This is a genomic window from Acidimicrobiales bacterium (assembly GCA_036399815.1).
Lineage (GTDB): Bacteria > Actinomycetota > Acidimicrobiia > Acidimicrobiales > DASWMK01 > DASWMK01.
Genome location: DASWMK010000096.1, coordinates 1 through 10772, shown reverse-complemented (window position 1 = coordinate 10772; position 10772 = coordinate 1). Strand labels below are relative to the sequence as shown.

The window sequence follows — 10772 nt, the reverse complement described above, 5'->3', positions numbered from 1 at the left end:
TCCGCACCCGACTTCCGGAGCGTCTGTCCGACCGATGAGCACCACAGGCTTTGCAGAGAACGAGTTCCTGTTCACCTCGGAGTCCGTCACGGAGGGCCATCCGGACAAGATGGCCGACCAGGTCTCCGACGCCATCCTGGACGCGATCCTCTCCGAGGACCCGACCGGGCGGGTCGCCTGCGAGACGCTCGTGACGACCGGCCTCGCCATCGTCGCCGGCGAGATCACCACCGACGCCTACGTCGAGATCCCGAAGATCGTGCGGGACACGATCACCGGCATCGGCTACGACCGGGAGTCCTACGGCTTCGACGGCAACACGTGCGGCGTGATGGTGTCGATCGACCCGCAGTCGCCGAACATCGCCCAGGGCGTCGACACCGCCTACGAGACGAGGGCGGGCACGTCGGGCGAGGACATCCTCAACGCGCAGGGCGCCGGCGACCAGGGGATGATGTTCGGCTACGCCTGCGACGAGACCGAGGACCTCATGCCGATGCCGATCTGGCTCGCGCACCGGCTGGCCCACCGGCTCTCCGAGGTCCGCAAGGCGGGGATCCTCCCGTACCTGCGGCCCGACGGGAAGACCCAGGTGTCGATCCGCTACGAGGACGGCCGCCCGGCCGCGCTCGAGACCGTGCTGATCTCCACCCAGCACCAGCCCGGCCTCGACGCCGAGACGCTCATCAAGCCCGACCTCGTCGAGCACGTCATCCACCCGCTGCTGCCGCCCGAGTTCGCCGACGACCCGTTCCGGGTGCTCGTGAACCCCACCGGCAGCTTCGAGCTCGGCGGCCCCCACGCCGACTGCGGGCTCACCGGGCGCAAGATCATCGTCGACACCTACGGCGGCATGGCCCGCCACGGCGGCGGCGCCTTCTCCGGCAAGGACCCGAGCAAGGTCGACCGCTCGGCCGCCTATGCCGCGCGCTGGGTGGCGAAGAACGTGGTCGCTGCGGGCGCCGCCCGGCGCTGCGAGGTGCAGGTGGCCTACGCCATCGGCGTGGCCCAGCCGCTGTCGATCATGGTCGAGACGTTCGGCACCGAGGCGGTCGACCCGGCCAAGATCGAGGGGGCCGTGCGCGAGGTGTTCGACCTCCGCCCTGCGGCCATCATCCGCGACCTCGACCTGCGCCGGCCGATCTACCGGCGCACCGCCGCCTACGGCCACTTCGGCCGGCCCGACAAGGAGTTCACCTGGGAGGCGACGGGCCGGGTCGACGCGCTGAAGGCGGCGCTGGGTCTGTGACCGCCCCCTCGTGACCCAGCGGGTCGTCCGGGTCCTGCCCGACGTCCCCGTCCTCGACCGGGAGTTCGACTACCTGGTCCCCGACCCGCTCGGGGACCAGGTGCGCGTCGGGGCCCGGGTGCGGGTGCCGCTCCACGGCCGCCGGGTCGGCGGGTGGGTCGTCGCGGACCGGGTGACGCCGCCCGACGGGGTGGTGCTGCGCCCGCTGGCCAAGGTCACGGGGTGGGGGCCGCCGCCCGACGTCGTCGACCTCGCCGGGTGGGCGGCGTGGCGGTGGGCCGGGCGGCGGGCGCCGTTCCTCGTCACCGCGTCCCCGCCGGTCGCCGTGCGGGCCCTGCCGCAGCCGCCGGCCGGGACGCCCCGGCCCGACCCGCCCTTCCGGGTGCCCGACGGGGTGTCGGTGCTGCGCCTGCCGCCGGCCGCCGACCCGGCCGCGGCCGCCGTCGCCGCCGCCGCTCGCGGCGACGCGCTGGTCGTCTGCCCCTCCTCGGCGCTGGCCGCGGACGTCGCCGCCGGCCTCCGCCGGGCCGGGGTGGCGGTCGCCCTCCTGCCGAGGGATTGGGCCAGGGCGGCGGCCGGCGGGTGCGCGGTCGTGGGGGCGAGGGCGGCGGCGTGGGCGCCGGTGCCCCGGCTGGGCGCCGTCGTCGTCGTGGACGAGCACGACGAGGCCCACCAGGAGGAGCGGGCGCCGACCTGGCACGCCAGGGACGTCGCCCTCGAGCGGGCCAGGCGGGCCGGCGTGCCGTGCCTGCTCGTGTCGCCGTGCCCGACCCTGGAGGCCCTGCGGTCGGGCCGGCTGCTGGCCCCTGGCCGGGTCGAGGAGCGGGCCGGGTGGCCGGTGGTGGACGTGGTCGACCGGCGCAAGGAGGACCCGCGGGCGGGGCTGTACTCGCCCCGGCTGGTCGACGCGCTGCGCAGCGGCCGGCGGGTGGTGTGCGTGCTCAACCGGACGGGCCGGGCCCGCCTGCTGGCCTGCGCGGCGTGCGGGACGGTGGCGGGCTGCGAGCGGTGCGGGGCGGCCGTCGTGGTCCCCGAGGCCGGGGTGCTCCGCTGCCTGCGCTGCGCCACCGAGCGCCCCGAGGTGTGCCTCGACTGCGGGTCGGGCCGGTTCCGGGCCCTGCGGGTGGGGGTCAGCCGGGCGAGGGAGGAGCTGGCCGCCCTGGCCGGCGAGCCGGTGGCCGAGGTGACGGCGGCCGGGGTCGTGGGCGACGGCGACCGCGGGGTCGGCCGGGTGGTGGTCGGCACCGAGGCCGTGCTCCACCACGTGCGCTCGGCCGACGTCGTCGCCTTCCTCGACCTCGACCAGGAGCTGCTCGCCCCCCGCTACCGGGCGGCCGAGCAGGCCATGGCCCTCGTTGTGCGGGCGGCCCGGCTGCTCGGCGGCCGGTCGGGCGGCGGTCGGCTCGTGCTCCAGACCCGCACCCCCCGCCACGAGGTGGTGGAGGCGGCGCTGCACGCCGAGCCGGCCCGGTTGGCGAGGGGCGAGGACGGCCGGCGGGCCGTGCTCGGCTTCCCGCCCTACGCCGCGCTGGCGGCCGTGTCGGGGCCGTCGGCGCCGGCGTTCGTCGAGGCGCTCGGCGACCCGCCGGGGGTCGACGTCCTCGGCCCGGACGACGGCCGCTGGCTCCTGCGGGCGAGCGACCACACCGCGCTGTGCGATGCGCTCGCGGCCACGCCGAGGCCGGGCGGCCGTCTCCGGATCGAGGTCGACCCCCTGCGGGTGTGACCGCCCCTAGATGACCGGGCGGTCGTCGGTGCCGGCCCTATTCGCCCGTAGCCCTACGGGGACCAATCACACCCATGACCGTCGCGACGACCAAGAGGCCCGCCAGAGAATCGGACTCCTTGTAAAAGGCGCCGAGCCACGCGAGAAGCAACGTCGCCAGCTGTACCGCTTCCGCGACGAAGGGGCGGAGATTATCGGCCTCGATGACAATCTCCACAACGGTCATTAGAACTGCTGCGATCGCCTTCAGCCGTTCGAACGCCGCGGCTTCGGTGTTAGGGTCGCGCGCGAGCGCGGGCGTCGGCGGATCGGCCTCGACTGCGAGCAGACGGTGCACCGCCATTCGACGTACGGCGGTGAGATTGACGGGGATGGTGGTGGCGGCGAGGTTGGCGTAGGGCCTGGTTATGCCGGTGGCGGCGAGCCTGGCGTAGGACGTGGTCAATCCGGTGGCGGCGAGCCTGGCGTAGGACGTGGTCAAACCGGTGGCGGCGAGGTTGGCGTAGGGCCTGGTCAAACCGGTGGCGGCGAGGTTGGCGTAGGGCCTGGTCAAACCGGTGGCGGCGAGGTTGGCGTAGGGGCCGCTGATGCCTGTGGCTGACGCTGTGCCGGTCACGGCGTGAGCGTTGCGCAGTACGCCCATGTTGGTTCCCACCTGCCCGGTCACGGAGCCGTGTCACCGGGACGCGCTGGGGCAGCGAACCAGGTTCCGTCCCGGTTCACCCGAAGTGTCGCTCGGTGTGAAGTGGCGGACGAGCGCCTTGGACGCGCCATGACGATGAAGTTACCGGCCCTGGCGGGAGGTGGCGGGGACCTGCGCCACGAGGTGGTGGAGGCGGCGCTGCACGCCGAGCCGGCCCGGTTGGCGAGGGCCGAGGACGGCCGGCGGGTCGTGCTCGGCTTCCCGCCCTACGCCGCGCTGGCGGCCGTGTCGGGGCCGTCGGCGCCGGCGTTCGTCGAGGCGCTCGGCGACCCGCCGGGGGTCGACGTCCTCGGCCCGGACGACGGCCGCTGGCTCCTGCGGGCCGGCGACCACACCGCGCTGTGCGATGCGCTCGCGGCCACACCGAGGCCGGGCGGCCGTCTCCGGATCGAGGTCGACCCCCTGCGGGTGTGACCGCCCCTAGATGACCGGGCGGTCGTCGGTGCCGGCCGTCTCCGCGGTCACCGGAGGAGCGAGGCCCACGTCGCTGCCGGCGGCCGGGCCGACGCCCAGGTCGTCCACGAGGACCCCGTCGGTCTCGATCACGACGGGGGCCAGCGGCTCGACCTCCTCCACGACGACGGTCTCGTCGAGGTCGATCACGTCCTCCTGCTGCTCCGAGGAGCCGCCCCCGGTCATGGCCTTGGCCGCGGCCACGCCGGCGGCTGCCGCGGCGGCGCCGGCCACGATGCCGGTCGGCGACATGCCGGCCTTGCCGCTGTCGCCCCTGCTCTCCTCGGCGTGCTCGACGCCGGGCTGGATGCCGACGCCCTCGTTGACCGTGCCCCGCCAGGCGCCGGTCTCCGCGCCCTTCTTCTCGATGAAGGACTTGAACTTCTCGAGGTCGGCCTCGGCCCGGCGCTGCACGACGTTCAGGAAGTCGCCGACCTTCTCGACGAGCCCCTCGGGCTCGTACTCGAGCGAGAGCCGCACGAGCGTGCGGTCGGTCCCGAGCGACTCGAACCATACGGCGCCGGCGTTGGTCGCGCCCTCGGTCGCGGCCCAGGCCACCTTCTGGTCCGGCACCTGCTCGAGGATGACGGCCTCCCACTCGCGGCGGACGCCGGCGATCTCGGCCACCCACCGGAGCCGCTGGTCGTCGAGCTGGGTCACCGACTGCACCCCGCCCATGAACTGCGGGAACTCCTCGAACTGGGTCCACTGGTTGTAGGCCGTCGACACCGGCACCTCTACCTCGACGGACGTCTCCACCTTCGTCGTCACCTGGTTCTCCTCTCGACGCTCCGCCGAGGGGTACCCCCCCTGCCGGAGGTCAGAACCAGGTGTGGCACCAGGGGGCGGGGGTGCTGGCGAAGAGGGCGTCGGCCGTGGCGGCGGCGCCGGTGGTGCGCTCCTCGACCAGCCCGGCGGCGGCGAGGACCGACGGGCGGGCGTCGCCGAGGTAGCAGGCGGCCAGCGCGGCGGTGCCGAGCGCGAGGTCGGGCGCCTCGCCGGACGCCGCCGGCCGGCAGGCGGCGCCGTCGGGACCGGCCTCCAGCACGAACCGGCCGCCCGACGCCGGCCGCACGGGGTCGGCGACGTCGAGCACCAGCCGGCCGGCGACCGGGTAGCGGCGGGCGGCCAGCGCGGCCGGCACGTCGAGCAGGCGCACCCAGAGGAAGTCGGCGGTGGACGGGCGGCGCACGACCCTGGCGTCGTGGAGGAGCCAGGGGAGCGGCTCCCGCTCCGGCCGGTCGGCGGCCTTCACCGTCGCCACGAGGTCCATCTCGACGACCGTCCGCCACAGCGCGGCGTAGGCGGCGGGCGTGGTGGCGACGAGCTCGTCGACGTGCAGGGTGATGGCCGGCTGGCGGTCGACCCAGCGGTCCTCCAGCCGGTAGCGGGCGTAGCCGTCGTCGTGGACGAGGTACCAGTGCGACCCGGGGTCGGGGGTGATGTCGGAGATCTGCCCGAACAGCGCGTCCCAGGTCCGCTCACGGCGACCGATGGCGCCCGGCTGGGCCACCCGGAACCGCTCGTACACGCCGGCGGCGTGGTCCCTCGCCTCCTTCGCCGTCACCCACCGCACGCCCTCGACCGGCGGCGCGTCGGGCCGGAAGCGGGCCGCCCTGGCCTCGACCTCGAGGCTGGACGACACCGTGGCCGGCCCGTAGCCGAAGCGCCCGTAGATCGGGTGCTCCGAGGCGATGAGGATGGCGACCGGCTCGCCGGCGGCGGCGACGTCGGCCAGCTGGCGGGTCATCATCGCCCGCAGCAGGCCGCGGCGGCGGTGGCCGGGGTGGACGGTGACGTTGGTGACGGCGCCGGCCGGCACGGTCGCCCCGCCGGGCACGGTCAGGTCGGTGCGGAACGAGCGGGCCGTGCCGACGACCCGGCCGTCGTCGAGCCCGGCCAGCGCCCGGCCCTCCTCGAACAGCACCTGGCGCCGCTCGACCTCGTCGTCGGCGAAGTGGAACCCGAAGCCCACGGCCATGGCGCGCAGGAAGGCGGGGAACTCGTCGGCCTCGACCGGTCGGACCTCGGCTGCCATGGCCGGCGACGCTACCGACCCCACTCCTGTCGCCGGGCCTCATAAACGGCGAGGGCCGCCGCGGTGGCGACGTTCAGCGAGCCGACCCGGCCGAGCAGCGGGAGGAACCCGACGCGGTCGCAGGCGGCCAGCACCCCCGGCGACAGCCCCCGGTCCTCGTGGCCGACGGCCAGGCACACGGCCGGCCCGAGGGCCAGCTCGTGCAGGGGGACGGCGCCGTCGGCCAGCTCGACGCCGACCACCGTCCACCCGTCGCCCTTCGCCTCGGCGACCGCCTCCTCGCCCGTCGCCACCTCCGTCCAGGTGAGGTAGCGGCTGGTGCCCATGGCCGTGCGCTGGGTCCCGGCCGACGACGGCGACGCCGTCGCGCCGGCCAGCCACAGGTGCTCGACCCGGTAGGCGGCGGCGGTGCGCAGGATCGACCCGACGTTGGCCGGCGTCTGCACGCTGTCGAGCAGCAGCGCCACCCGGCCCTCGGTGCGCCGCCGCCACGTGCGGTGCAGCCGCTTCAGGTCGGTGGGCCCGAGCGCCCTCATCCGGCCGCCACCCGCAGGAGCCGGTACCCGCCCCGCGACCCGCGCCGCTCGACCGCCCACCCCTCGCCGTCCAGCCAGCGGGCGAGCGAGTCCGACCCGAGGTGCTTGTGGACGACCAGCCAGGCCTCGGCGCCCGGGGCCAGCCGGGCGAGCCACCGCCCGAGGAGGTCGTGCAGCGCGGCCTTGCCGATGCGCACCGGCGGGTTGGACCACAGCCCGTCGAAGCGCACGCCGGCCGGCACCTCGTCGGGCGGGGCGACGACGACGTTCGCGGCGCCGGCCGCGGCCGCGTTCGCCCGGCAGAGCTCGAGCGCCCGGCGGTTCACGTCGACCCCCCACACCGTCGCGCCCGGCGAGCGCCGGGCCAGCGCCACGGCGATCGGCCCGTAGCCGCAGCCGAGGTCGAGCAGCGTGCCCGTGGCCGGCGGCGGGGGCGCCTCGAGGAGCAGGTAGCGGGTGCCGGCGTCGACCTCGCCGGCCGAGAACACCCCGCGGTCGGTGGCCAGGCGCACGGTCAGGTCGGGCAGGGCGAGGGTGACGGCCGACGGTGCCGACGGGGCGGCCGGGTCGCGGTCGAAGTAGTGGCCGGCTCCCGATGTGGGCACGGGCGGCGACGGTAGCCTTGTCCCTCATGGCTCCCTACGCGATCCGGCTCTTCGGCGACCCGGTGCTGAAGCAGCGGGCCTCCGAGGTCACCGAGGTCGACGGCCGCCTGAAGCGCCTCGCCGACGACATGGTGGTGACGATGTACGAGGCGCCGGGCGTCGGCCTGGCCGCCCCGCAGGTCGGCGTGCAGAAGCGGCTGTTCGTGTACGACGTGGGCGAGGGCCCGAGGACGATCGTGAACCCCGAGATCGTCGAGAGCCGGGGCGAGTGGACCTACGAGGAGGGCTGCCTGTCGGTGCCCGGCCTCTCCTGGCCGATCGTCCGGCCGAAGGAGGTCCTCCTCCGCGGCTACGACCTCGACGGCAACGAGGTCGCCATCGAGGCCGACGAGCTCACGGCCCGCTGCTTCCAGCACGAGCTCGACCACCTCGACGGCGTGCTGCTCATCGAGCGCCTCGACGCCGACACCCGCAAGCAGGCCCTCCGCACCCTGCGCCAGATGGCGCTCGGCCTCGACGGGCCCGAGCGCCTCGCCGACCGGCGGGGCGACGGCCTCCTCGGCCTCTGAGCCTCGCCCGGCCCCCGGCCCGCCCGGGGCCGTTCCGCCTCGCCTTCCTCGGCACCCCCGCCGCCGCCGTCCCGCCCCTCCGGGCCCTCGTCGCCGCCGGGCACGACGTCGCGCTCGTCGTCTCCAGGGCCGACGCCCGCCGCCGCCGGGGCGGCGCCCCCGAGCCGAGCCCGGTGAAGGCCGCCGCGCTCGACCTCGGCATCCCCGTCACCGAGCGGGTGGACGACGTGATCGCCGCCGGCGTTGACCTCGCCGTCGTCGTCGCCTTCGGCCGGCTGGTCAAGCGGCACGTGCTGGAGGCCGTCCCGATGGTCAACGTCCACTTCTCGCTGCTGCCGCGGTGGCGGGGGGCGGCGCCGGTCGAGCGGGCCGTGCTGGCCGGCGACGACGTGACCGGCGTGTGCGTGATGGGGCTCGAGGAGGGCCTCGACACCGGCCCGGTGTACGGGCGGGTCGAGGTGCCGATCGGGCCGGAGGAGACGGCGGCCGAGCTGCGGGCCCGCCTGGTCGAGGCCGGCACCGGCCTGCTCGTCCGCCTGCTGGCCGAGGGGCTGCCCGAGCCCGAGCCCCAGTCGGGCGAGCCCACGTACGCGGCGAAGGTCGAGCCCGGCGAGCTGTGCCTCGACTGGTCGCGGCCGGCGGCCGAGCTCCACCGGGTCGTGCGGGTGGGCGGGGCGTGGACGACGTTCGGGGGCGCCCGCCTGAAGGTCCACCGGGCGCTGGTCGACCCCGGCCGCGCCGACCTGCCGCCCGGCGTGCTCGACGGCACCGCCGTCGGCACCGGCGACGGCGTGCTCCGCCTCGTCGAGGTGCAGGCCGAGGGCCGGCCGGCCCGGCCGGCGGAGGAGTGGGCCAGGGGCGCCCGGCCGGCGCCCGGCACGTGCCTCGGCGGCTGACCTCGGCGCGGCGCCTGGCCGCGGAGGCGCTCGTCCGCGTCGACGCCGGCGGCGCCTACGCCAACCTCGTGCTCCCGGCCATGCTCGACGGCAGCGGCCTGGCCCGCCGGGACCGGGCCTTCGCCACCCAGCTGGTGTACGGCACGACGCGGATGCGGCGGGCCTGCGACTGGCTGGTCGACCGGTTCCTCTCCCGCCCGCCCGACCCGAGGACCAGGGCCGTGCTCCGCCTCGGCGCCTACCAGCTGCGCTTCCTCGGCCTCGCCCCCCACGCCGCCGTGTCCGAGACGGTGGCGGTCGCCCCCGGCCGGACCAGGGGGCTGGTCAACGCCGTGCTCCGCCGGGTGGCGGCCGAGGGCGAGGTCGACTGGCCCGACGACGCCACCCGGCTGAGCTACCCGGACTGGGTCCTGCGCCGGCTGGTGGCCGACCGGGGCGAGGAGGCGGCGCTCGCCGCGCTGGCCGCCATGAACGCGCCGGCCCCGGTCACCGTGCGGCCCGACGGCTACGTGCAGGACGAGGCGTCCCAGCGGGTGGTCGAGGCCGTCGGCGCCGGGCCGGGGGAGCGGGTGGCCGACGTGTGCGCGGCGCCGGGCGGCAAGGCCACGGGCATGGCCGCGGCCGGCGCGTTCGTGGCCGCCGGCGACGTGCACCCGGCGCGGGCCGGCCTGGTCGCCGCCAACGCCGCCCGCCTCGGCCTGGCCGGCCGGGTGGCCGCCGTGGTGGCCGACGCCCGCCGGCCGCCCCACCCGGCGTCGGCGTTCGACCGGGCCCTCGTCGACGCGCCGTGCTCGGGGCTCGGCTCGCTGCGGCGACGGCCCGACGCCCGGTGGCGGGTCGAGGAGGCGGCCGTCGAGCGGCTGGCCGCCCTCCAGGTCGACCTCGTCATCGCGGCCGCCGACCTCGTCCGCCCGGGCGGGCTGCTCGTCTACTCGGCCTGCACGTTGACCGGGGCCGAGGGCGAGGGCGTGGCCGCCGCCGTGGCCGCCCGCCTCGGCGACCGGGTCGAGCCGGTGGACGACCCCGCCGTGACCGTCGTCCTCCCCGGCCCGGCGAGCGACGGGATGGTCGTCGCCCGGTGGCGGCTAGCGTCGCCGCCGTGAGCGAGGACGCCGGCGGGCTGCCGGCCAAGGTCCTCACCGTGTCCGACGGCGTCGTCGCCGGGACGCGGGAGGACCGCTCCGGCGCCGCCCTGGCCGAGCGGCTGGCCGCGGCCGGCTGGGAGGTGGTCGACCGCCAGGTGGTGGCCGACGGCGACGACTCGGTGTCGACCACCCTGGCCGACCTGTGCGCCGGGTTCGCCGGCCTCGTCGTCACCACCGGGGGCACGGGGTTCGGCCCCCGGGACCGCACGCCGGAGGGCACGCGCGCCGTGCTCGACCGCGAGGCGCCGGGGCTCGCCGAGGCCATGCGCCTGGTCAACCCGCTCGGCCGGCTGTCGCGGGCGGTCGCCGGGACCAGGGACCGGGCCCTCGTGCTCAACACGCCGGGGTCGCCGGCCGGCGCCGTCGAGTGCCTGGAGGCGGTCCTCGACGTGCTGCCCCACGCCGTCCGCCTGCTGGTCGGGCAGCCGACGGAGCACCGGCAAAACTAGACTGCTCGGTCAAGTGGACGACGACGAGCTCATGGGGCGGGCACTGGCCCTCGCGGCGACCGTGCGCACGACGACGTCGCCCAACCCGTGGGTGGGCGCCGCCCTCCTGACCGCCGGCGGCGAGGTGGTCGGCGGGGCCACCGCCCCGCCCGGCGGCCCCCACGCGGAGGCGGCGGCGCTCGCCGCGGCCGGCGACCGGGCCGCCGGCGCCACGATGGCCGTCACCCTCGAGCCCTGCGCCCACCACGGCCGCACGCCGCCGTGCGCCGACGCCGTGATCGCCGCCGGCGTCCGCCGGGTGGTGGTGGGCGTCGAGGACCCGGACCCCCGCGTCGCCGGCCGGGGGATCGACCGGCTGCGGGCGGCCGGCGTCGACGTGGCCGTCGGCGTGCGGGCCGGCGAG

13 protein-coding genes are annotated in these 10772 nt (G+C 76.7%); 8 read left to right on the top strand and 5 right to left on the bottom strand.

From position 1 onward, the window contains the following. The first annotated feature begins 34 nt into the window (after positions 1 to 34). Both metK and VGB14_07125 read left to right on the top strand, forming a co-directional pair. Positions 35 to 1249 (top strand): methionine adenosyltransferase, encoded by a 1215-nt coding sequence (gene metK / locus VGB14_07130; protein HEX9992681.1) that lies wholly within the window; start codon positions 35 to 37, stop codon positions 1247 to 1249. Between the two features lie 10 nt (positions 1250 to 1259). Then, positions 1260 to 2975, top strand: coding sequence for a hypothetical protein (locus VGB14_07125; protein ID HEX9992680.1), 1716 nt, complete (start codon positions 1260 to 1262; stop codon positions 2973 to 2975). A 37-nt stretch (positions 2976 to 3012) separates the two neighbouring features. Here the strand turns inward: VGB14_07125 and VGB14_07120 are convergent, their stop codons facing one another. Next, positions 3013 to 3642 carry a hypothetical protein gene (locus tag VGB14_07120; protein HEX9992679.1) on the bottom strand — a complete coding sequence of 210 codons (630 nt, stop codon included), beginning with the start codon at positions 3640 to 3642 and terminating at the stop codon, positions 3013 to 3015. Positions 3643 to 3747: 105 nt separating this feature from the next. On the opposite strand from VGB14_07120, the gene VGB14_07115 reads away from it, so the two are divergent. Further along, complete coding sequence (locus VGB14_07115) at positions 3748 to 4092, top strand: hypothetical protein (GenBank protein HEX9992678.1); 345 nt, start codon at positions 3748 to 3750, stop codon at positions 4090 to 4092. 6 nt (positions 4093 to 4098) lie between these two features. Here the strand turns inward: VGB14_07115 and VGB14_07110 are convergent, their stop codons facing one another. From VGB14_07110 to VGB14_07095, 4 genes are read right to left on the bottom strand one after another with little or no spacing between them, the layout of a single operon-like run. Continuing rightward, positions 4099 to 4902, bottom strand: coding sequence for an SRPBCC family protein (locus VGB14_07110; GenBank protein ID HEX9992677.1), 804 nt, complete (start codon positions 4900 to 4902; stop codon positions 4099 to 4101). A gap of 49 nt (positions 4903 to 4951) precedes the next feature. After that, complete coding sequence (locus VGB14_07105) at positions 4952 to 6169, bottom strand: GNAT family N-acetyltransferase (protein HEX9992676.1); 1218 nt, start codon at positions 6167 to 6169, stop codon at positions 4952 to 4954. Between the two features lie 11 nt (positions 6170 to 6180). Continuing rightward, a complete protein-coding gene (locus VGB14_07100; GenBank protein ID HEX9992675.1) occupies positions 6181 to 6705 on the bottom strand; it encodes a TrmH family RNA methyltransferase in 525 nt (174 codons plus the stop codon). Further along, entirely contained in the window at positions 6702 to 7310 is a 609-nt protein-coding gene (locus VGB14_07095) for a methyltransferase (GenBank protein ID HEX9992674.1), read from the bottom strand. The genes VGB14_07100 and VGB14_07095 overlap by 4 nt, the downstream gene beginning before the upstream one ends. Before the next feature lie 26 nt (positions 7311 to 7336). Between VGB14_07095 and def the strand changes: the two genes are divergently transcribed. The 5 genes from def to VGB14_07070 all read left to right on the top strand — a co-directional run. Next, the gene (gene def, locus VGB14_07090) at positions 7337 to 7879 is read left to right on the top strand and encodes a peptide deformylase (GenBank protein ID HEX9992673.1); all 543 of its coding nucleotides are present in this window, start codon (positions 7337 to 7339) and stop codon (positions 7877 to 7879) included. Continuing rightward, complete coding sequence (locus VGB14_07085) at positions 7876 to 8775, top strand: methionyl-tRNA formyltransferase (GenBank protein ID HEX9992672.1); 900 nt, start codon at positions 7876 to 7878, stop codon at positions 8773 to 8775. Before def ends, VGB14_07085 begins: the two co-directional genes overlap by 4 nt. Next, the gene (locus tag VGB14_07080) at positions 8760 to 9878 is read left to right on the top strand and encodes a transcription antitermination factor NusB (GenBank protein ID HEX9992671.1); all 1119 of its coding nucleotides are present in this window, start codon (positions 8760 to 8762) and stop codon (positions 9876 to 9878) included. Before VGB14_07085 ends, VGB14_07080 begins: the two co-directional genes overlap by 16 nt. After that, a complete protein-coding gene (locus tag VGB14_07075) occupies positions 9875 to 10369 on the top strand; it encodes a MogA/MoaB family molybdenum cofactor biosynthesis protein (protein HEX9992670.1) in 495 nt (164 codons plus the stop codon). Before VGB14_07080 ends, VGB14_07075 begins: the two co-directional genes overlap by 4 nt. 13 nt (positions 10370 to 10382) lie before the next feature. After that, positions 10383 to 10772: deaminase (locus tag VGB14_07070; GenBank protein ID HEX9992669.1), on the top strand; the 390-nt coding region annotated here is incomplete at its 3' end.

Bases quoted from the DNA above. Each gene is read 5' to 3' on its own strand.
- VGB14_07105 (HEX9992676.1), bottom strand. From the start codon at position 6,169: ATGGCAGCCGAGGTCCGACCGGTCGAGGCCGACGAGTTCCCCGCCTTC.
- VGB14_07115 (HEX9992678.1), top strand. From the start codon at position 3,748: ATGACGATGAAGTTACCGGCCCTGGCGGGAGGTGGCGGGGACCTGCGC.
- def (HEX9992673.1), top strand. From the start codon at position 7,337: ATGGCTCCCTACGCGATCCGGCTCTTCGGCGACCCGGTGCTGAAGCAG.
- VGB14_07100 (HEX9992675.1), bottom strand. From the start codon at position 6,705: ATGAGGGCGCTCGGGCCCACCGACCTGAAGCGGCTGCACCGCACGTGG.
- metK (HEX9992681.1), top strand. From the start codon at position 35: ATGAGCACCACAGGCTTTGCAGAGAACGAGTTCCTGTTCACCTCGGAG.